22 protein-coding genes are annotated in these 18,823 nt (G+C 61.4%); 15 read left to right on the top strand and 7 right to left on the bottom strand.

Annotated features, from left to right (window positions below):
- Positions 1-14: 14 nt before the first annotated feature.
- From FHS54_RS09145 to FHS54_RS09155, 3 genes are all read right to left on the bottom strand, one after another.
- Positions 15-2,912: a M16 family metallopeptidase gene (locus tag FHS54_RS09145; RefSeq protein WP_167303464.1), complete on the bottom strand. Its 2,898-nt coding sequence runs from the start codon at positions 2,910-2,912 to the stop codon at positions 15-17.
- Between the two features lie 90 nt (positions 2,913-3,002).
- Entirely contained in the window at positions 3,003-4,376 is a 1,374-nt protein-coding gene (locus FHS54_RS09150) for a DEAD/DEAH box helicase (RefSeq protein ID WP_167303465.1), read from the bottom strand.
- A 292-nt stretch (positions 4,377-4,668) separates the two neighbouring features.
- Positions 4,669-5,139, bottom strand: coding sequence for a pyridoxamine 5'-phosphate oxidase family protein (locus tag FHS54_RS09155; protein WP_167303466.1), 471 nt, complete (start codon positions 5,137-5,139; stop codon positions 4,669-4,671).
- Between the two features lie 113 nt (positions 5,140-5,252).
- On the opposite strand from FHS54_RS09155, the gene FHS54_RS09160 reads away from it, so the two are divergent.
- From FHS54_RS09160 to FHS54_RS09210, 11 genes are all read left to right on the top strand, one after another.
- Positions 5,253-5,825 (top strand): NifU family protein, encoded by a 573-nt coding sequence (locus FHS54_RS09160; RefSeq protein WP_167303467.1) that lies wholly within the window; start codon positions 5,253-5,255, stop codon positions 5,823-5,825.
- Between the two features lie 89 nt (positions 5,826-5,914).
- Positions 5,915-6,541, top strand: a complete 627-nt coding sequence (gene tsaB / locus FHS54_RS09165; protein ID WP_167303468.1) for a tRNA (adenosine(37)-N6)-threonylcarbamoyltransferase complex dimerization subunit type 1 TsaB — start codon at positions 5,915-5,917, stop codon at positions 6,539-6,541.
- Positions 6,538-7,017 (top strand): ribosomal protein S18-alanine N-acetyltransferase, encoded by a 480-nt coding sequence (rimI, locus tag FHS54_RS09170; protein WP_167303469.1) that lies wholly within the window; start codon positions 6,538-6,540, stop codon positions 7,015-7,017. The genes tsaB and rimI overlap by 4 nt, the downstream gene beginning before the upstream one ends.
- Positions 7,018-7,130: 113 nt before the next feature.
- Positions 7,131-7,553 carry a Ros/MucR family transcriptional regulator gene (locus FHS54_RS09175; RefSeq protein ID WP_167303470.1) on the top strand — a complete coding sequence of 141 codons (423 nt, stop codon included), beginning with the start codon at positions 7,131-7,133 and terminating at the stop codon, positions 7,551-7,553.
- A 120-nt stretch (positions 7,554-7,673) separates the two neighbouring features.
- On the top strand, positions 7,674-8,096 hold the full coding sequence (locus tag FHS54_RS09180) for a Fur family transcriptional regulator (protein WP_167303471.1): 423 nt from the start codon (positions 7,674-7,676) through the stop codon (positions 8,094-8,096).
- A 5-nt stretch (positions 8,097-8,101) separates the two neighbouring features.
- Entirely contained in the window at positions 8,102-8,860 is a 759-nt protein-coding gene (locus FHS54_RS09185) for a lysophospholipid acyltransferase family protein (protein ID WP_167303472.1), read from the top strand.
- Positions 8,861-8,869: 9 nt separating this feature from the next.
- Entirely contained in the window at positions 8,870-10,219 is a 1,350-nt protein-coding gene (miaB, locus tag FHS54_RS09190) for a tRNA (N6-isopentenyl adenosine(37)-C2)-methylthiotransferase MiaB (RefSeq protein WP_167303473.1), read from the top strand.
- Between the two features lie 123 nt (positions 10,220-10,342).
- A complete protein-coding gene (locus FHS54_RS09195) occupies positions 10,343-11,347 on the top strand; it encodes a PhoH family protein (protein ID WP_167303474.1) in 1,005 nt (334 codons plus the stop codon).
- 62 nt (positions 11,348-11,409) lie between these two features.
- Positions 11,410-11,910 carry an rRNA maturation RNase YbeY gene (ybeY, locus tag FHS54_RS09200; RefSeq protein ID WP_167303475.1) on the top strand — a complete coding sequence of 167 codons (501 nt, stop codon included), beginning with the start codon at positions 11,410-11,412 and terminating at the stop codon, positions 11,908-11,910.
- Between the two features lie 65 nt (positions 11,911-11,975).
- Entirely contained in the window at positions 11,976-12,923 is a 948-nt protein-coding gene (locus tag FHS54_RS09205) for a hemolysin family protein (RefSeq protein WP_167303476.1), read from the top strand.
- On the top strand, positions 12,920-13,723 hold the full coding sequence (locus FHS54_RS09210) for a glutaminyl-peptide cyclotransferase (protein WP_167303477.1): 804 nt from the start codon (positions 12,920-12,922) through the stop codon (positions 13,721-13,723). Before FHS54_RS09205 ends, FHS54_RS09210 begins: the two co-directional genes overlap by 4 nt.
- Before the next feature lie 26 nt (positions 13,724-13,749).
- On the opposite strand, the gene FHS54_RS09215 is transcribed toward FHS54_RS09210, so the two are convergent.
- Positions 13,750-14,052, bottom strand: a complete 303-nt coding sequence (locus tag FHS54_RS09215; protein WP_167303478.1) for a plasmid stabilization protein — start codon at positions 14,050-14,052, stop codon at positions 13,750-13,752.
- Positions 14,053-14,178: 126 nt separating this feature from the next.
- Between FHS54_RS09215 and FHS54_RS09220 the strand changes: the two genes are divergently transcribed.
- From FHS54_RS09220 to FHS54_RS09235, 4 genes are all read left to right on the top strand, one after another.
- A complete protein-coding gene (locus tag FHS54_RS09220; protein ID WP_167303479.1) occupies positions 14,179-14,511 on the top strand; it encodes a hypothetical protein in 333 nt (110 codons plus the stop codon).
- A complete protein-coding gene (locus tag FHS54_RS09225) occupies positions 14,508-14,753 on the top strand; it encodes a hypothetical protein (protein ID WP_167303480.1) in 246 nt (81 codons plus the stop codon). Before FHS54_RS09220 ends, FHS54_RS09225 begins: the two co-directional genes overlap by 4 nt.
- Before the next feature lie 97 nt (positions 14,754-14,850).
- Complete coding sequence (locus FHS54_RS09230) at positions 14,851-15,780, top strand: DUF808 domain-containing protein (protein WP_167303481.1); 930 nt, start codon at positions 14,851-14,853, stop codon at positions 15,778-15,780.
- Positions 15,781-15,876: 96 nt separating this feature from the next.
- Positions 15,877-16,197, top strand: a complete 321-nt coding sequence (locus tag FHS54_RS09235) for a hypothetical protein (protein WP_167303482.1) — start codon at positions 15,877-15,879, stop codon at positions 16,195-16,197.
- A gap of 36 nt (positions 16,198-16,233) precedes the next feature.
- Here the strand turns inward: FHS54_RS09235 and FHS54_RS09240 are convergent, their stop codons facing one another.
- The 3 genes from FHS54_RS09240 to FHS54_RS09250 all read right to left on the bottom strand — a co-directional run bounded on the left by FHS54_RS09240 (position 16,234) and on the right by FHS54_RS09250 (position 18,628).
- The gene (locus FHS54_RS09240; RefSeq protein WP_167303483.1) at positions 16,234-17,004 is read right to left on the bottom strand and encodes an ABC transporter permease; all 771 of its coding nucleotides are present in this window, start codon (positions 17,002-17,004) and stop codon (positions 16,234-16,236) included.
- Positions 17,001-17,933 (bottom strand): ABC transporter ATP-binding protein, encoded by a 933-nt coding sequence (locus tag FHS54_RS09245; RefSeq protein WP_167303484.1) that lies wholly within the window; start codon positions 17,931-17,933, stop codon positions 17,001-17,003. The genes FHS54_RS09240 and FHS54_RS09245 overlap by 4 nt, the downstream gene beginning before the upstream one ends.
- 65 nt (positions 17,934-17,998) lie before the next feature.
- Positions 17,999-18,628 carry a class I SAM-dependent methyltransferase gene (locus tag FHS54_RS09250; protein ID WP_167303485.1) on the bottom strand — a complete coding sequence of 210 codons (630 nt, stop codon included), beginning with the start codon at positions 18,626-18,628 and terminating at the stop codon, positions 17,999-18,001.
- Positions 18,629-18,823 lie beyond the last annotated feature (195 nt).

Genomic DNA, 18,823 nt, shown 5'->3' on the forward strand with positions numbered 1-18,823 from the left:
GGATCGCGCCGTCTTCAGCGCGCTTCGACTCCTTCCGGCAGGACGACGGCGGACCAGCTTTTCCCAGGCTTTAGATAGCGGGCGGCCAACGCCTGAATCTGCGCCGGGGTGACGGTCAGCATGTCGCGCGCCATGGTCTGCATCGCCTGGACATAGCGAGCGTCATGCGCTGCGCCCTCCATCTGGTTCATCCAGAAGGCATTGCCCGTCCCCGCCCGCATCAGCAATTGCCGCATCGGCGCGACTGCGCGCTGCAATTCATCATCGCTGACAGGGTTCTGGGCCAGATCGGCGGCCGTGTCCTTCACGACGCCGTAGAAATATTTGACGCGATCTGGCCGCACCTGGCTTGTGACGAGAATGTAACCGCCATTTTCATAGGAAAAAGGCCAGTTATTCTGCACGCTGGGCGAATAAGCCGCGCCTTCGGTCGAGCGCAGCTTGTCGAAAAGCCGATCGTTGAAGATCTGCGTCAAAATCTCCAGCTGGCGCGCCTCCGTTTGAAGGGAAAAGCCGCCTGCGGTCGGCCAGGCCATGACGGCTGCCGCCTGATCCTTGCTGCCCTTATGACGCAGGACGACCGGCGTTGCCACTGGAGCGGGGAAGCGCATCACCTTGTTCGCAGCCGGGACCGGCGCGTTGGGACGGGCGGGAAGAGCGCCAAAGGTCGCGGCCACCGCCTGGATCGCATCGTCGGGATTTACCTGCCCGAAAATCTGCACCTCGATAGGGCCAGACGCGAGCAGCGGTTCCCAGGTCTGGCGGAATGCCTGCGGCGTGAGCGCCTCTATTTCCGCGCGTGACGGCGTGCGGAACCGCACATCCTTGTCATGCAATAGCCAGTTGAGGTCACGCGCCAGGACCGAATCGGGCGCGCGGGCCATCGCATCATAGGCGACCGCCGCCCCTGTCTTCACACGGGCAATCGGCGCTGGGTCCCAGCCGGGCGCGAATAATTTGGCAGCGAACAGCGCCAACTGATCCTTGTAATCGGCGGGCCGGGTGACGGCCTGAAGTTCAAAGGCGTCGTCGTCGATGGAAAAGTCCATGCCCATCCGGCGACCATTGGTCAGTTCATCCAGCTCGCGCTGGCCCAGCTTGCCAATGCCGCCAGCCACAAGCGCATAGTTGGCTGCCCAGCCGGGCGCGGGCTTTGTGGGAGAGAATGCCTGCTGGCCGTGGCCGAACCGGACGTTGATGCGCACCTTTTCAGTTTCGGCATCATTGGCGAACAGGGTCAGCTTGACCCCATTGGCAAAGGTGATGCTGTCCATGCCCGGCAGTCCTACGGACGTGCGGGACACGACCTTTCCGGGCGGCCCCATTTTGGGCAGGTCAGCCATGGTGACCGGCTTCGCTGACAGGCGCACATTGGTCGCGGCCTTCACGGGTGCAGCCACAGCCGCCGCCAACTGGGCGTCCACGCCAGGTTGAACCTTGCCGGTGACCAGCATGGCGCGGAATACGCCAGCCGAAAACAGCCGCCGGGTCGAATCCAATATCTTTTGCGGCGTCATCGCAGGCTTGCCCGACCGGAAGATGTCGAGCGCGGCCTGCGGGCTGACCGTCGTTTCCCGAATGTCGACGGCGCTTACAAGATCGGTCGCCTGCTTCGCCCCGGCCTCCGTGTCGGCATTTTCGACCTGGATGGCTAGCGCGGTGTCCAACTGCGCATATTCGCGGTCGATTTCCTGCTGGCTGGGCGGGCTGGCCTTTGCATCTTCGATGATCGCGCGCACGTCGTGCAGCGACTTTTCCCAATTTTCTCCGGTGGGCAGTATAGTGACGAAGGTGCCGTCGGCGGACCGGCTGACGTCCTGTTGATCGACGCTTGCCTGCAGGAAGCTGCCGCCAGCGCGCGCAGCCTGTTCCAGCCGCCGACTGATGATCTGCAGCGCCAGCATGTCGGTCAGCTTGTCCTGATTATAGACGATCGTGTCGGCGCGCGGCTTCCAGGGACGCAGCCAGGCCATGGTCAGCCCAGTGGGCGCGCCGGGTTCCACCGTGACTTTGGTCGCTGGCGCCTTGGGGTCGGGTTCGCCGAAGTCAGGCAGCGGCGCGCCCTGCCCCGGCACCGACCAGCCGGAAAACTGATCCTTGATCAACTGTTCCGCGACTGCCGGGTCCATGTCGCCTGCAATGGCGATCACGGCATTTTCCGGGCGATACCAGCGGTCATGAAACGCTTCCATCCGGGCGGCGGTGACGGCGTTCAGAGTTTCGACCGATCCGATCGGGCTGCGGCTGGCGAGCGGTTGGCCCGCGAAAAAATGTTCGCGGCTGGCGTCGGAAATGCGCATTTGCGGGCCTACGCCCTCACGCCGTTCCGCCAGCACGACCGCGCGTTCGGCATCGACGGCGGGATCGACGATGTTCGGATCGGCCATCATCCCCGCCAGGATTTTCAGGCTTTCGCCCAGAGTGTCCTGGGTCGCCTGCGGCAGGTCGAGCGCATAGGTGGTGCCGGTGGGCGTCGTCTGGGCGTTGCTGTCGCTGCCGAACGTCACGCCCAGCCGCTGCCATATGCGCTTGGATTCGCCGTCCGGCACATGGCGCGAGCCCCGGAAGGTCAGATGCTCCATGAAATGGGCGTAGCCAAGCTCATCAGCCCGCTCCATCAGCGATCCGGCATCGATCCGCAGGCGGACCGACACCTGGCCGGGCGGGACGCCGTTGCGGCGGATGGCGTAGCGCAGGCCGTTGGGCAGTTGACCAAAGCGCCATGCGGCGTCGATGGGGACATCGCTATTTTCATACAGCCACGGGCGCAACTGCGGCGCGGTCGTCTTGGGACCGGCAGGAGAAGATGCAGCGACCGGCCCCGTCCGCGCAGAGAGCGGGACGGGCGATCCTGAAATCAGCAGACCAAGGACGACTAGCGAAACGGCGGAGCGCCGGAAATTATGGCTCATGGCGTGCAGCCTAGAGCCAAATTTCTGAATAGCTACTGACGAAACTGATCTACAGCTTGCCAGCGCGGCGCTTCACCGCCCCGAAACCGATCAGCGAACGGTGCGCTGCACCGCACCCTTGTGCGCGCCAACGCCGGTGCGGCGACGACGCGACGGCTTTTTCGCCAGCGCTTCGCCATCGGGGCGATGCGCCCGTTCGGCTGTTCCGCGCGGTTGCCTCTGCTGCTGATCCTGGTAGCGGCGCTGACCATCGGCACGCCTTGCCTTCTGATCGGGCGTCTGCTCCCGGCCCTTCTTGGGCGGCGCGGCCTTGGGCAGGTTGCGCACGACCTCGACGAAATTCTCCGGCAGCGGGACGATGTCCAGCTTTACGCGGGTCGTCCGTTCAATCGCCTTGAGATAGGGACGTTCATCCTCCGCCACAAAGCTGATCGCCACGCCGTCCGCCCCTGCCCGCGCGGTGCGGCCGATGCGGTGGACATATTGTTCGGGAACGTTGGGCAGTTCGAAATTGATGACATGGCTGACGCCCGACACGTCGATGCCGCGCGCCGCAATGTCGGTGGCGACCAGCAGCTTCACATTGCCATGACGAAATGCCTGGAGCGCGGTGGTGCGCTGGGCCTGGCTCTTGTTGCCATGGATGGCCACGGCCTGGATGCCCGCACCTTCCAGAAAGCGCACGACCCGGTCCGCGCCATGCTTGGTACGGGTAAAGATCAACGCCCGGTCGATATCCTCATCCTTGACGGTGAGGGTCAGCAACGCCTGCTTTTCCACCTGGTTGACGAAGGTCGCCTGCTGGCGGACCCGTTCGGCGGTGGTGGATTGCGGCGCAACGCTCACCTTTACCGGATTGTTCAGGAACTGCGCGGCCAGCGCCTCAATCTCTCCGGGCATGGTGGCCGAAAAGAACAGGTTCTGCCGTTCCTTGGGCAGCAGCTTGGCAATGCGCTTGAGCGGATGGATGAAGCCCATGTCCATCATCTGGTCGGCTTCATCCAGGACGAAGATTTCCGTGTCCTTCAGGGTGAAGGCGCGCTGATCGATCAGGTCAAGCAGACGCCCTGGGGTTGCGACGACGACATCGACGCCCCGGCCCAGCGCCCGGATCTGACGGTTGATGGGGACGCCGCCAAACACGACTTCGACCGACAATTTGAGGAAGCGGCCATAGTCGCGAAAGCTCTGCGCGATCTGCGCGGCCAGTTCGCGGGTCGGCGACAGCACCAGCATGCGGCAGCCCTGAAGCGGCGTCGGCTTGGGATTGCGCGCGAAATGGTCGAGGCTAGGCAGCGCGAAGGCTGCGGTCTTGCCGGTGCCGGTCTGGGCGATGCCGCACAGATCCTTGCCATCCAGCAGGACAGGAATGGCCTGCGCCTGGATGGGCGTGGGAGACGCATATTTCTTGGCGGCGAGCGCCCGGAGGATCGGCTCGGCGAGGCCAAGGTCAGTAAATTGCATAGGGTAAACTCACAAGTCGAGCGATGCGTCGACGCGGCTGCACATGCAACCGGCGCGCAAGGCGGGTTACGAAACGACCCGCGTGAAAAGGGAAGCCTCAAGCTTGGCGCAGACTTTCATTGGCCGGCCCCGTCACCCCTAAGGGCCGGAACGATCACGCTGCCAATCGCTGTCGGGCGGAAAACGCCCCCGCTGCGCTGCCGGGCATATGCCCCTGATCCATATAAATAGCAAGCGGTCCCGGATTTTAGCCGGAACCGCTCATATATTTGCAGATGTTCGCCGCCTCTTATTACAGCGGGATTTCTACATGCTTGTCGCGCATTTCGGCGCGAACGTCGCCGCCGAACATCTGTTTGAACATGCCGCCCAGCGACATATCCGCGCGCCAGATTTCGGCATGGCCAAGGTCAAACCGCAGCATCTGCAAATTGGGGTCCTGACGTCCGCCCGGATACCAGCTGGCGACATCATGGGTCCAATAACGGTCGATGACGGCAGGATCATTTTCCGTCGTCAGCGTTCCGTCGATGCAGGCGAACAAATGATGCCCCTTGCCGGAAAATTGCGCCATGGCGGGGCCGCCCGCCGCCAGCCGATTGTCCTTTGTCGTATAGAACCAGAAACAGTGGTTGGCGCCCGGGTCCAGTTGCGCGGTCATCGGCAAGCTATGTTCGTGCGAGCCTTGAAGGCCGACCATCAGAAAGGGGCTTTGCGCGAGTTCCGTCCAAAAACGATGACGGATGTCGACCTCGTTGCTCATCTTTCTTTCTCCTGTAGGTGAACAAGGGATTTAATCGACGAACGGGGCGCGAAGTTCCCTTCCAGCTTACCAGAAAGCTTGATCTGGCGCAGTCTTGTCTCCACATAGCAGCCATGCTGATCGAAACCGAACTTACGCCTAATCCGGCCACCGTCAAATTCATCCCCGGCCGCGTCGTCATGGGCATGGGAACGCGCGACTTCGTGACGCCGGAGGAAGCGGAGGCATCCCCCCTTGCGTCGGCGCTGTTCGGGCTGGGTGACGTTACGGGTGTGTTCTTTGGCGGCGATTTCCTGTCAGTGACCATCGCGCCCGGCGCGGAATGGGCCGACGTAAAGCCGGACGTGCTTTCGATCCTGCTGGAACATTTTTCCGCGAACATGCCCCTGTTCACGCCGGGATCCGCCGACGCGATCGTCGTGCCAGCCGAAGAGGAATTTTCCGACGACCCCGCCGATGCGGAGATCGTCGCCCAGATCAGGGAATTGATCGACACACGCGTGCGGCCAGCGGTCGCCAATGACGGCGGCGACATCATCTATCGCGGTTTTGATCGCGGCACGGTTTTCCTGCGGATGCAGGGTGCCTGTTCGGGATGCCCATCCTCATCCGCAACCCTGAAAAACGGCATTGAACAGTTGCTGAAACATTATGTGCCGGAAGTCACCGAAGTGCGCGCTGTTTAAAGGTCCTGCCAGACCGCATTGGCAAATAGAGGCGGATGGACTAACCGCTGGACCAATCCTAACCATCCGGCTTCTCACAGGGGATTTTCTTGCGCACTCTGGTCATCGACACCGCTACGCAGGCGCTGTCCGTGGCGCTGCTCGAAAATGACCAGCCAGCGGGTTGCTTCCATGAAATTGTAGGACGGGGTCATGCCGAAGCATTGATACCGGCCATTGCCGCGCTGCCCGATGGCGGGCGGGCGGATGCAATCGCCGTGGACGTCGGCCCCGGCAGCTTCACCGGCGTTCGCATCGGCATCGCGGCGGCACGCGCGCTGGCATTGGCCTGGTCGCTGCCCTTGCGCGGCTATGGCGCATTGTCGCTGATTGCGGCGAAAGCGGCGCTGGACCATGAAGGCGGTCCCATTGCCGTCACGATAACCGGCGGGCATGGCGAACTGTTCTGGCAATGTTTTGAAGAAGACGGCCTGACTGCACTCACCGCGCCCGCCTCCACGCCCATCGCCACGCTAGCAGCCCAGATGGACCAACCCATCATCTATGGCACGGGGGCAGAGGCATTGGTGACGGCCCGCGGCCATGGCCTGGCGGTCAACCGTTACCCTGACTCGGTCGACTATCCCTTGATCGCGGGCCTTGCCGCTCTGTCCCCCTCTCCCATTTACTGTCGCGATGCCGACGCCCGGCCCATGGCGGCCCAAGCGCCTTCATGATCCCCGGCCTCACCCTCGACATCCATGAGGATGCAGAGCGTAACGCCATGGCCGACGCCATGGACGTGATGTCCCACGCGTTCGATCCGGCCTATGGCGAAGCATGGACATTGTCCCAACTGGCGGGCGTCATGGTGATGCCGGGAACATGGCTGACCATCGCGCGGGTTGACGCGGCGGTGCTGGGTTTTGCCCTGGTCCGATCGGTGCTGGACGAATGCGAATTGTTGCTGCTGGCCGTTCACCCGCTTTGGCGCGGGCGCGGCGTAGGCCGCACGCTGCTGGCCGACAGCCTGAAGACAGCGCGACGACGCGGGATCAGGTCGATGAACCTGGAAGTGCGTTCGTCCAATAATGCGATAAAATTATATGAAAATATGGGGTTTGAATATGTACATCGTCGGCCCGGTTATTACCGTGGCCAGGATGGGCAACTTCACGATGCGTTGAGCTTTCGTATAGAAATAATCGAATAGCCTGCATCATTCCTTGCTAAAGGAATGGCCAAGGTATAATCCAATGATACCGCTCCTGAAATGATTATCTTGGGCGGGTCGCACATAAAATCAGACTTCTCAGGATAAAGAAAATGGAAACCGAATCAGCGCAGAGCGAGCTGCTCATTACTTTGACGTCCGACATTGTGGCAGCACATGTCTCCAACAACAGCGTTGCGGTCTCTGATGTCGCCACTCTCATTCAGAATGTTCACGCCGCTCTTTCAGGACTCGCGACGCCCAGCGCCGCGCCGGAAGTAAAGCTGGAACCTGCAGTCTCCGTCCGGTCATCGATCAAGCCCGATTTCATCGTCTGCCTTGAAGACGGAAAGAAGCTGAAGATGCTCAAGCGTCATCTGATGACTCATTACCAGATGACGCCAGACGATTACCGGGCGAAATGGGGCTTGGCCGCCGATTATCCGATGGTGGCACCAAATTATGCAGAACAGCGTCGCACGCTGGCAAAAAAGATCGGCCTGGGCACCAAGCGTCGCCGCACCCGCGCGAAATAAGCGCGCTGCAGCCCTTATCTATCATGACGAAGGGGCGCATCGACCATGCGCCCCTTTCATGCCGTGGGAAAAGCGGCTAGCTTTCCCCAAGTGCCGAATTAACGAAATGAGCCAATCTTCATGAACCGCAAGATCGACGTGGAAGCGCTTTGCCATGAAAAGGGCCTGCGAATAACCGAGCAGCGCCGCGTCATCGCTCAGGTCTTGAGCGACGCGTCCGATCACCCGGACGTGGAGGAGTTGCACAAGCGCTCGTCCACCATCGATCCGGGCATATCGATCGCCACAGTCTACCGCACGGTGCGCCTGTTCGAGGAAGCCGGGATTCTGGAGCGCCACGATTTTGGCGATGGCCGCGCCCGCTATGAAGCCGCGCCGGAATCGCACCATGACCATCTGATCGATGTCGAAACCGGCAATGTCATCGAATTTGTCGACCCCGAACTGGAGCAGCTGCAAAAGCTGATCGCGGAAAGGCTGGGCTTCCGCCTGGTCGATCACCGCATGGAGCTTTACGGCGTCTCGCTCGACCGGAAGAACTGACCCGCTTGCGCAGGCTGCGCCGTCTGCTGCGAATAGGGGCGCTGGTAGGCAGCCTGGTCCTCTGCCTTGTCCCGCATCTGATCTGGCGCGCCTTTGGCAGGCGGTCGCCCTGGCCGCGCCGTTTCCTGGCGATGGCGGCGCGCGCGGTCGGCGCGCGGGTGCGCGTTGATGGACATGCGTTTCACGGCGACAATTTCATCATCGCCAACCATGTCAGCTGGGTCGATATATTGGCGCTGGGCGGGGCGACCGGCGCAGCCTTTGTCGCTCATGACGGCATCGCCCGCTGGCCCCTGATCGGATGGTTGGCAGCGCAGAACAACACGCTGTTCGTGGCGCGCAACCGGCGCGGCGCGATCGCAGGCCAGATCGACGGACTGCGCGCTGCCCTGGCGGGTCACCAGCCGGTCGCGTTGTTCCCGGAAGGAACGACCAGCGACGGACGCGCGCTGCTTCCCTTCAAGCCTTCGCTGCTCGCCGTGCTGATACCGCCGCCCCGCGCCGTCATGATTCAACCCGTCCACATCGATTATGGTGACGCCACCGACGCTGTCGCCTGGCACAGCCAAGAGCCGGCGGGCGCGAATGTCAAAAAAATCCTGGAACGCAAGGGACCGCTCATTGTGACGCTGCGTTTTCTGGAGCCTTTCGACCCCATGGAACATCCCGATCGCAAGCAATTGGCGGCGGTGGTGAGCGAAAGGATCGCCGTCAGCATCGGACACCACCTGCCGCCTTTCACTTGTGCAACGCGCCCTGTATAGCTGGATCGCATGAATCGTAACGACGCTCCCAAGACTCCGGCTACCTTCCACGTCAAATCCTTCGGCTGCCAGATGAACGTCTATGATGGCGAGCGCATGGCCGAGATGCTGGGCGAGCGCGGCATGACGGCGGCCAGCGAAGGCGCGCAGGCGGATCTGGTGATCCTGAACACCTGTCACATCCGCGAAAAGGCCGTGGACAAGGTCTATTCCGACATCGGTCGCCTGACGCGCGAGGACGGGACCCGTCCGATGATCGCAGTAGCCGGTTGCGTGGCCCAGGCAGAGGGCAGCGAAATCAGCCGCCGCGCCAAAAGCGTGGACATCGTCGTCGGCCCGCAAGCCTATCATCACCTGCCGGAATTGATCGAAAAAGCCGGTCGCGGCGAGGAAGCGGTGGACACCGACATGCCGCTCGCCTCCAAATTCGGCGCGCTGCCCGCGCGGACGAAGCAGGCCCGCCCCACCGCTTTCCTGACCATCATGGAAGGTTGCGACAAATTCTGCACCTATTGCGTCGTGCCCTACACGCGCGGCGCGGAAATCAGCCGTAGCTGGTCCGCCATCATCGACGAAGCAAAGGCGCTGGTCGATGGCGGGGTGCGCGAAATCACCCTGCTGGGCCAGAATGTGAACGCCTGGACCGGAGAGGATGACAAGGGCCGCGCCCAAGGCATGGATGGGCTGGTGCGCGAACTGGCCAGGCTGAATGACCTCAAGCGCATCCGCTATACCACCAGCCACCCCAATGACATGAGCGACGGCCTGATCGCCGCCCATGGCGATGTGGACAAGCTGATGCCTTTTCTCCACCTGCCGGTGCAATCGGGCAATGACCGCATCCTGAAGGCGATGAACCGCAGCCATAGCGTCGACAGCTATCTGCACATCATCGATCGCGTGCGCGCGGTCCGCCCGGACATTGCATTGTCGGGAGATTTCATCGTCGGCTTCCCCGGCGAAACCGATGCCGAGTTCGAAGATACGATCAGGATCGTCGAACAGGTGCGCTATGCCCAATGCTATTCGTTCAAATACAGCCCGCGCCCCGGCACTCCGGCGGCGGGAATGGACGGGCAGGTACCAGCCGAAGTGATGGATGAGCGGCTAGCGCGGCTGCAGGCGGCGATCAACCGGCATCAGGCGGATTTTAACGCGAGTACTGTTGGGCGTCGCACCCAGATTCTGCTGGAACGCAAGGGCCGCCATCCAGGGCAGTTGATCGGCAAGACCCCTTGGCTTCAGTCAGTGCATGTCACCGCGCCGGAACTTTTCATCGGCGACATGGTCGAAGTAGATATCATCAGCGCCGGCCCGAATAGTCTGGCCGGTCAACCTAGTAGGAGGAAGGCCGCTTGAACCTACTCACAGTCGTTCCCGGCATCACGGGAGCCCATCTCCGACCCTGTCCGCCAGGCTGGAAGGGAGAGAGATGGATAGCTGCTCTCGCGGCTGTGACCGAAGTAGGAAGAGGCTGACCCCATGTCCAAAAAACCTAATCAAAACCATCGCGTCGACACCGCAGAGCGCGCCCGCCTGGAGGTGATGTTTGAAAAGCCCCACCTACTGGGGGCGCTGTTCGGGCAATATGACCAGAATCTGGTGGCCATCGAAAACCGGCTGGGCGTCTATATCGCGGCGCGCGGCAACAAGCTGCAGATTGAAGGCCATGCCGAAGCCGCCGCGCGCGCACGTGATGTCCTGACCGGCCTCTACAACCGCATCGTCGCGGGCCAGGAAATCGACAGCGGCGCGGTGGAGGCTGTCATCGCCATGTCAGCCGAACCGACGCTGGACGGCATCATCCGCCATGACGTCGCCGAACCGCCCACGGTGATGATCAGGACGCGCAAGAAAACGATCGTCCCCCGCTCATCGACCCAGGTCACCTATATGGAGGCACTGTCCCGGAACGACATCATCTTTGCCCTGGGACCGGCAGGCACCGGCAAGACCTACCTTGCCGTCGCGCAGGCGGTCAGCCAGTTGATCACCGGCAGCGTCGACCGCCTGATCCTGTCACGGCCTGCGGTGGAGGCCGGTGAACGGCTGGGCTTCCTGCCGGGCGATATGAAGGAAAAGGTCGATCCCTATCTGCGCCCCATTTACGACGCGCTGTACGACACCCTGCCCGCAGAGCAGGTCGAACGGCGCATCGCATCGGGTGAGATTGAGATCGCGCCTTTGGCCTTCATGCGGGGACGCACCCTGGCCAACGCCTTCATCGTGCTGGATGAGGCGCAAAATACGACGATCGCGCAGATGAAGATGTTCCTCACCCGCTTTGGCGAAGGCAGCCGCATGGTCATATGCGGCGATCCACGACAGGTCGATTTACCGCAGCCCGGCATATCGGGCCTTGCCGATGCGGTGGCCCGGCTGGAGGGGGTGGACGGCATCTCCATCGTGCCCTTTGGCATTGGCGACGTCGTGCGGCACCCGGTCGTCGGTCGTATTGTTCAAGCCTATGAGGGACCGGATGCGTAAAGCAAGGCACCGACCTGCCTCCCCCGTCGCAATGTTGACCACCACCATCGGAGCCGGTCCAAATGATTGAAGTCGCCGTGCTTCACGATCAGGGCTGGCCGGATGAAGACTGGGAAATGCTGGCCCAGCGCGCCGTGGTCGCGGCGATCGTCCACAGCCCCTACGCCGCCTTCGCGACCGACGAAGCCCTGTATGAGGTCGCCGTCAAGCTGACCAGCGACGAAGAGGTCCATGAACTGAACCGCGCCTATCGGGACAAGGACCGGCCGACCAACGTACTGTCCTTCCCCATGGTGCAATCGGACCTGCTGGAAGGCACCGGAAACACCGATGATGGCGAGGTGCTGCTGGGCGACATCGTCCTTGCCGAAGGCGTGTGCGCCAGCGAAGCGGCGGAAAAGGGCATATCCGTCGCGGACCATGCCAGACACCTCATCGTCCATGGCACTTTCCATTTGCTGGGCTATGACCATATGGAAGACGCGGAGGCCGAAGCGATGGAAGCGCTGGAAACCCAGTCGCTCCTCAGCCTGGGCGTCAGCGATCCTTACGGGGACCGCTAGATTTTTAACGCTTATCGCTTTAGCAGCCGGTTACACATGTATTGGACAGGGGAATAGGAAGTCAGATGGCTGAGGGCAGCCCCAAGGACGGCAACGGTTCCAAGGAATCGGACAGTAGCAGCCAGGAAGGTGGCTTATGGAGCGGCCTTAAATCACTGCTTTTCGGTGAGGATGGAAATCATAGCCTTCGCCGCGAACTGGAAGAAGCGCTCGACGAATATGATGAGGATGGGGAGGATGAGAAATCATCTCCCCCGGCAAAGGGCGACCTGTCGGCGATAGAACGCCAGATGGTCCGCAACCTCCTGCATTTTTCCGAACATACGGTGGATGACGTGGCGGTTCCCCGCGCGGACATCGTCGCGATCGAAGAAAAGGCCAGCTTTGCCGATCTGGCCGCCCTGTTCGCGGAAGCCGGACATAGCCGTATCCCGGTATATCGCGACACGCTGGACACCATCGTCGGCATGATCCACATCCGCGACGCTTTCGCGATCCTGGCCGGAAAGACGCCTGTTCCCGACAGCATCACTCCGCTAATCCGGCAACCCCTTTACGTTCCCGAAAGCATGGGTGCGCTCGACCTGCTGGCGGAAATGCGCGCGAAACGCACGCATCTGGCCATCGTGCTGGATGAATATTCGGGCACCGAAGGGCTGCTGACCTTCGAAGATCTGGTCGAGGAAATCGTCGGCGATGTCGAGGATGAGCATGACGACGCTCCCGAAGCACTGCTCGTGCCGCTGGAAGACGGGCTGTGGGACGCCGATGCCCGCGCGGAACTGGAGGATGTCGCCAAGGAGATCGACAGCCGACTTGCCGATATTGAGGAAGATGTCGACACGCTGGGTGGCCTCGCCTTCGTCATAGCCGGACGCGTGCCAGAGGCTGGCGAAATATTGGAGCATGAACAAAGCGGGTGGCGACTTGAAGTCATCAGCAGCGACGGACGCAGGGTCACGCGCCTGCGCCTGCATCCGCCAAAGGAAGCGGATAATGGCGAGGATGAATGACATCGGTGTGGCGGACCAGTAGGGCGCGCCCGTTTCCCAACCGCTTTTGGCACAGGTTTGGCCGGATAGCGTTGGCGTCGCTGGCATTCACGCTGTCACCGCCGCTCCGGGCCGAGACAGCGTGGGAACTGGTTCAAAGCTACCCACATGATCCGGGCGCATTCACAGAGGGCCTCTTTTTCCACGAGGGTGCCCTGTATGAAAGCACGGGGCTGGAGGGACGCTCGGAAATCCGCAAGGTCGCGCTGAAAAACGGGAAGGTGCTGGATCGCCGCGTCATTCCGCCACCTTATTTCGGCGAGGGCATCGTCAACTGGAAGGACCGGCTGATCAGCCTGACCTGGCGGCACCGGACGGGCTTTATATGGGATATCAAAGACTTTTCTCCCATATCGCAATTTCGTTATGAGGGGGAAGGTTGGGGCCTGACGCAGGACGGCCACAGCATCATCATGAGCGATGGCAGCGCCCAGCTGCGCTTTCTGGACCCGGACAATCTTTCCGAACAGCGCCGCATCACCGTGTCTTTCAACGGTCAGCCGGTCGAGCGGCTCAATGAACTGGAATATGTGAAGGGCGAAATTTGGGCCAATATCTGGTATGATAGCCGGATCGCGCGCATTGATCCTGCGACCGGGGACGTCATCGACTGGATCGACATTGCACCCCTGCTATCGGCCAGCGGCGCGACCGACGGCGAGTCGGTCGCCAACGGCATCGCCTATGACGCCAAGGCGGATCGGCTGTTCGTGACCGGTAAAAATTGGGCCAAATTGTTCGAAATCAGAGTGAAGCACTGACTGGCTAGAACCCATCCACTCCCCCGTCAGCCCGCCTTTTTCCGTCGCGTTTCCCATCCCTTCTTCGCAGCAGCTGACCGATCGGCTGCCGTGCGCCCAGCAGAGGCAGCGCCGCCTTTTCGCCCGCCTTTGCGCGACGACGTATGGCTATCGGGCTTGCCGCGCCCGGAACCGGATTTATTGCCGCCACCCGATTCCTTGTTCACCGTCGCCCAGGCGCGACTTTCTGCCTCGCTTTTGGAAACGCCGCGCTTTTCATAGCCTTCCTCAATATGTTCGGCCTTGCGCTTTTGCTTGTCGGTGTAGCTGCTCTTGTCGCCTTGAGGCATGGATATTCTCCCATAGGCATGCGTCCCCCGCCACGAAACGAACGGCGTCGATTCGCGTTCAATCCGCTACGCCGCCGTTACGAGCAGGCACGGAACGGAAGCAAACAGGCGGGCGTTCCAAAGGTCATGGAACAGCGCTCTCTCATCGAACGGCTCGCCCGGCATCTCGCCACTGGTGCTTCGGGCGATTGGCATGAACGAGTGGCGGATGCGGCGAGCCTTCTGGCAATCCTGAAAGACCCTGACGCCGCCATGCGCGCGGTCGGAGACGACGCCGTCTGGCGCGCCATGATCGATGCCGCTTTACGCCAGCGCTGGGATATCGCGGGCGCAGGAAACAGCGACGAAGCCCGCCCCGGCACCGATGAAGAAGGCGAATTCGACCTGCCGCCCGATGGCGTCACCGGCAACCGGGCCGAATGGGTCCATATTCATCATCCGCAGGAGAAATCATCATGAAGGGGCTGTTAAAGCTAGCATTTCTTACCGGGCTTGGCACCGTCGCATGGAAAAGCTGGCAGACGCGCCGGATGCCCCAAGAACCAGATGACCGCGCGCCGGTCGGGTCTTCGGGCATCATGCGGGATGCGGGACCGGCGGAGCAGCATATCGCCGCCCGCGATTGGGACATGGTGGATGAACAGGGGGACGAATCCTTCCCCGCCAGCGATCCCCCGGGCAATTATCGCGGCGTCGCCTGACGCCATCGCGCGCTCTTATTGCCCCTCACCCGCCGCCATCTTATGAGGCCGCTGCGTAGCGGGCGATCGTCCGTTTTTGAACAGGGGAAAATCATCAATGGCTTCGGGTCTGATCGCGCTGCTCGACGACGTGGCGGGGATAGCCAAGCTGGCGGCTACATCGATTGACGATGTCGCTGCCGCAGCGGGCAAGGCAGGGTCGAAGGCGGCAGGCGTCGTCATTGACGATGCGGCGGTGACGCCGCGCTATGTCATCGGCCTGACCCCTGACCGCGAACTGCCCATCATCTGGCAGATTGCGCGCGGATCGTTGCGTAACAAGCTGCTATTCCTTTTGCCCGCGGCCCTTTTGCTCAGCGCATTTGCGCCATGGCTTCTGCCGCCCCTGCTCATGGCCGGGGGAGCCTTTCTCTGTTTCGAAGCCGCAGAAAAGCTGTTGGAAGCGCTGCGGGGCGGGCATGACGTGGCTGAAGAAGCGCTGATCACCCACAGTTCGGCGGAGCTGGAACAGCAGAAGGTTTCGGGCGCGATTCGCACCGACTTCATCCTGTCGGGCGAGATCATGGCGATCGCGCTGGGGACCGTCGCCACCGAACCATTGTGGGAACAGGCGGTGATCCTGGTCGTCGTCGCTATCCTGATAACGGCGGGCGTGTATGGCGTCGTTGGCCTGATCGTGAAGATGGACGATATCGGCCTGCATTTGGCCCAGCGGGCGTCTGCCATGGCGCGCGCCGTGGGGCGCGGCCTGGTCCATGCCATGCCAGTGCTGATGAAGATTCTGTCCGTCGTAGGCACCGCAGCGATGCTGTGGGTCGGTGGCGGGCTGATCGTCCATGGGCTGCATGAATTTCATTGGGACCTGATCCCCGGTGCGATCCACGCCGTTGCGGAAGGCACGGCCCATGCCCTGCCCGCCGTCGGACCAGCCGTGGACTGGGTGGTCAACGCCGTCGGATCGGGCATTGTCGGCCTGATCATCGGCGGCGTGATCGTCGCCATCCTTCACCTGTTCAAGAAGCACTGAAACCCGCAGCTACTCGTCCCGAAAACCATTCGGTGCACATGCTGCGACGCACAAAGCAATTGATCAGTCCATGCGAATCAGTAATGACATGACTTTATGACCGCCCCGACGACCATTTTCGAAGCGATCGCGCTGCAAAAATGCCTGATGGCGACCTACAATAAGTTGGTCGTCAAGCTGGCCCCGCACATCCTTTACACGCGCCATGATGAGATGTTCATCGACGCCGTGACGATCGAGCGGGAAGGCCGCCCCCCCCGTGAATTGAAGCTTGGCACTTTCAAGCTGGCCGGGCTGAACGATGTCAGCGTCCTCGACGAAACGTTCGAGGCGATGCACGGCCTGTATGATGAGACCGACGCCAAATATAAGGACGTCACCCTGTTCGCGGTCGCACCGGAAAGCGCCGCCGCCTGAGATTTGGGACAGGGTAGCGATATCGCCCCTGCCCCCTCATTTCTTCAGCCGATATCCGGTCCTGAAAATCCATCCGATCACCACCAAGCACACCATCAGCATCACGCCGATGAACAGCAGGCTATATTCGATTCCCACGTCGCCATGGCCAAAGAAGGTCCAGCGAAAGCCGGAAATCAGGTAGACGATCGGATTGAACAGCGTGATCGTCCGCCACGGTTCGGCCAGCATATGAATCGAATAAAAGGCCCCGCCCAAAAAGGTCATGGGCATGATCAGCAGCATGGGAATGACCTGCAACTGTTCGAAACTCTGCGCCCAGACGCCCATTATGAAGCCGAATAGGCTGAAACTGATGGCGATCAGGATCATGAAGCCCGCCATGGCGACGGGGTTATCGACCTGGACATCGACGAACAAATGGGCCGTGATCAGGATGATGACGCCGACGGCCAGTGATTTCGTCGCCGCCGCGCCCACATAGGCGATCACCGTTTCGACGGCAGAAACGGGCGCGGACAGAAGTTCGTAAATGGTGCCGCTGAATTTGGGCATGTAGATGCCGAAGCTGGCGTTGAAGATGCTTTCCGTGAACATCGACATCATGATGAGGCCGGGCACGATGAAGGCCGCATAGGGGACGCCGTCAATCTGCGTCATGCGTGACCCGATCGCGCCGCCGAATACGACGAAGTAGAGCGAGGTGGTGATGACCGGGACCAACAGGCCGGTCAACAGCGTGCGGCTGAACCGGTGCAGTTCGAACCGGTAGATCGCCCATATGGCGCGATGATTGAACTGGCTCATGCCGCCTTCTCCTGATGGACCAGGCTGACGAAAATATCCTCCAGGCTGCTCTGCTGCGTATTCAGATCCTTGTAGCCGATGCCCAGGTCGCCCAGCCGCCGCAGCAGCGATGACACACCCGTCCGGCTGGCCTGCGTATCGAACACATATTCAATCTCGCAACCATCGCCGTTCAGGGACAGGTTCCATTCGCCCAGTTCCGCTGGCAAGGCGTGCAGCGGCTCGCCCAGCGACACGGTCAGCGTCTTGCGGCCCAGCTTTTTCATGAGGGTGGCTTTTTCCTCGACCAGGATCAGTTCTCCCTTGTCGATTACCCCGACCCGATCGGCCATTTCCTCGGCTTCTTCGATATAATGAGTGGTCAGGATGATGGTGACCCCGGTCGCCCGCAACTCGCCGATCAGCTTCCACATGTCGCGACGAAGCTCAACATCGACGCCCGCCGTGGGTTCGTCCAGGAACAGCACCCTTGGCTCGTGGCTCAACGCCTTGGCGATCATGACGCGCCGCTTCATGCCGCCGGACAGTTCCAGCATCTTGTTGTTCCGCTTGTCCCACAAGGACAGATCGCGCAGCACTTTTTCGACATAGGCGTCGTTGCGCGGCTTGCCGAACAGGCCACGGGAAAAGCGAACCGTATCGATCACCCGCTCAAACGCGTCGGTATGCAGTTCCTGGGGCACCAGGCCGATCGCTGATCGCGACGCGCGATAGCTTTTGACGATGTCATGCCCGGCAACGGTCACCGACCCGCCACTGGCCCGCATATTGCCGCAGATGATGGAAATCATCGTCGTCTTGCCCGCGCCATTCGGCCCCAGCAATGCGAAGATTTCCCCTTCCTCAATCTCCAGATCGACGCCTTTGAGCGCCTGAAAGCCTGACGCGTAAGTTTTCGTCAGGCCCGATACCGTGATGATGGACGCCATGCGTGAATAAGCCCCTTTACTTGCTGGCGAAGATAGGGACCCAAAGCCGTGACACAACCGAAAGGCTATTCAGTCGTGCGGAAAAAACGAAAAACGGTTGCGGGCGGGAAATTTCGCACAGTCTGCCCGACCCGCGCGACGTCCAGGCCCAGCAGGTCCAGCACGTCCCGGCTGACTGGCGGGCGGGGCGAATAGGTAAACTGGATGAACCCGCCGCCCGGTCGCAACATGCGGAACGCTTCGGACAGGATGTCGCGATGCATATGGCGGTCCATGGCCAGCAGCGGAAGGCCACTGACGATGGTTTGATACTGCCCCGCCTCCCCCGCGGCGACCGTGGACACGATCTGCGCCGGGGTTTCCAGCACGGACACGGCGGGGAAATGCCGCCGCAGCCCGCGCGCAAAGGCAGGGTTGATTTCCACCACCTCCAGCTTTTCGGGCGGCAACCCGGTTTTCAGGATGGCGCGGGTAAACACGCCCGTTCCTCCGCCCAACTCCATCACCCGGCCATCGTCCGGGTCGATATGGGCAACCATCAGCCGGGCAAGAAACCGGCTGCTGGGCACGACAGACGCCGTCTGCCGGGGCTTTTTCACCCAGGCCGCCAGGAAATCGAGATATTCCGTGGCGCGCGCGCGAAATTCACTGTTGGGCAGAGCGATGGCCCGGCTGCGCTTAGGCTTATGTTGCATGAGCGAAAAGCGACCGTCCTCTTATCATCGCGACTCCCTTAGCGGCGGGAAGGCGCGGCGTCGATTGACTTTAGCATTTCGCGATATCTCGTCGCAGCCGAAAATCAGCCCGGCATAACGACGGGCATTCCCATGGATTCAGGCTGTTGCCGCAGGTTCATGCAACCTCAACCAATATCAAGGGGTTCAAATCAA

Source organism: Sphingobium vermicomposti, assembly GCF_011762025.1.
GTDB classification, from domain to species: Bacteria; Pseudomonadota; Alphaproteobacteria; order Sphingomonadales; family Sphingomonadaceae; genus Sphingobium; species Sphingobium vermicomposti.

Bases quoted from the DNA above. Each gene is read 5' to 3' on its own strand.
- FHS54_RS09215 (WP_167303478.1), bottom strand. From the start codon at position 14,052: ATGCCTCAAGGCGACAAGAGCAGCTACACCGACAAGCAAAAGCGCAAG.
- FHS54_RS09225 (WP_167303480.1), top strand. From the start codon at position 14,508: ATGAAGGGGCTGTTAAAGCTAGCATTTCTTACCGGGCTTGGCACCGTC.
- FHS54_RS09195 (WP_167303474.1), top strand. From the start codon at position 10,343: ATGTCCAAAAAACCTAATCAAAACCATCGCGTCGACACCGCAGAGCGC.
- FHS54_RS09145 (WP_167303464.1), bottom strand. From the start codon at position 2,912: ATGAGCCATAATTTCCGGCGCTCCGCCGTTTCGCTAGTCGTCCTTGGT.
- FHS54_RS09240 (WP_167303483.1), bottom strand. From the start codon at position 17,004: ATGAGCCAGTTCAATCATCGCGCCATATGGGCGATCTACCGGTTCGAA.
- FHS54_RS09250 (WP_167303485.1), bottom strand. From the start codon at position 18,628: ATGCAACATAAGCCTAAGCGCAGCCGGGCCATCGCTCTGCCCAACAGT.
- FHS54_RS09155 (WP_167303466.1), bottom strand. From the start codon at position 5,139: ATGAGCAACGAGGTCGACATCCGTCATCGTTTTTGGACGGAACTCGCG.
- miaB (WP_167303473.1), top strand. From the start codon at position 8,870: ATGAATCGTAACGACGCTCCCAAGACTCCGGCTACCTTCCACGTCAAA.
- FHS54_RS09180 (WP_167303471.1), top strand. From the start codon at position 7,674: ATGAACCGCAAGATCGACGTGGAAGCGCTTTGCCATGAAAAGGGCCTG.
- FHS54_RS09210 (WP_167303477.1), top strand. From the start codon at position 12,920: ATGACATCGGTGTGGCGGACCAGTAGGGCGCGCCCGTTTCCCAACCGC.
- FHS54_RS09160 (WP_167303467.1), top strand. From the start codon at position 5,253: ATGCTGATCGAAACCGAACTTACGCCTAATCCGGCCACCGTCAAATTC.
- FHS54_RS09230 (WP_167303481.1), top strand. From the start codon at position 14,851: ATGGCTTCGGGTCTGATCGCGCTGCTCGACGACGTGGCGGGGATAGCC.
- FHS54_RS09245 (WP_167303484.1), bottom strand. From the start codon at position 17,933: ATGGCGTCCATCATCACGGTATCGGGCCTGACGAAAACTTACGCGTCA.
- FHS54_RS09235 (WP_167303482.1), top strand. From the start codon at position 15,877: ATGACCGCCCCGACGACCATTTTCGAAGCGATCGCGCTGCAAAAATGC.
- FHS54_RS09175 (WP_167303470.1), top strand. From the start codon at position 7,131: ATGGAAACCGAATCAGCGCAGAGCGAGCTGCTCATTACTTTGACGTCC.
- FHS54_RS09150 (WP_167303465.1), bottom strand. From the start codon at position 4,376: ATGCAATTTACTGACCTTGGCCTCGCCGAGCCGATCCTCCGGGCGCTC.
- FHS54_RS09220 (WP_167303479.1), top strand. From the start codon at position 14,179: ATGGAACAGCGCTCTCTCATCGAACGGCTCGCCCGGCATCTCGCCACT.
- rimI (WP_167303469.1), top strand. From the start codon at position 6,538: ATGATCCCCGGCCTCACCCTCGACATCCATGAGGATGCAGAGCGTAAC.
- ybeY (WP_167303475.1), top strand. From the start codon at position 11,410: ATGATTGAAGTCGCCGTGCTTCACGATCAGGGCTGGCCGGATGAAGAC.
- FHS54_RS09205 (WP_167303476.1), top strand. From the start codon at position 11,976: ATGGCTGAGGGCAGCCCCAAGGACGGCAACGGTTCCAAGGAATCGGAC.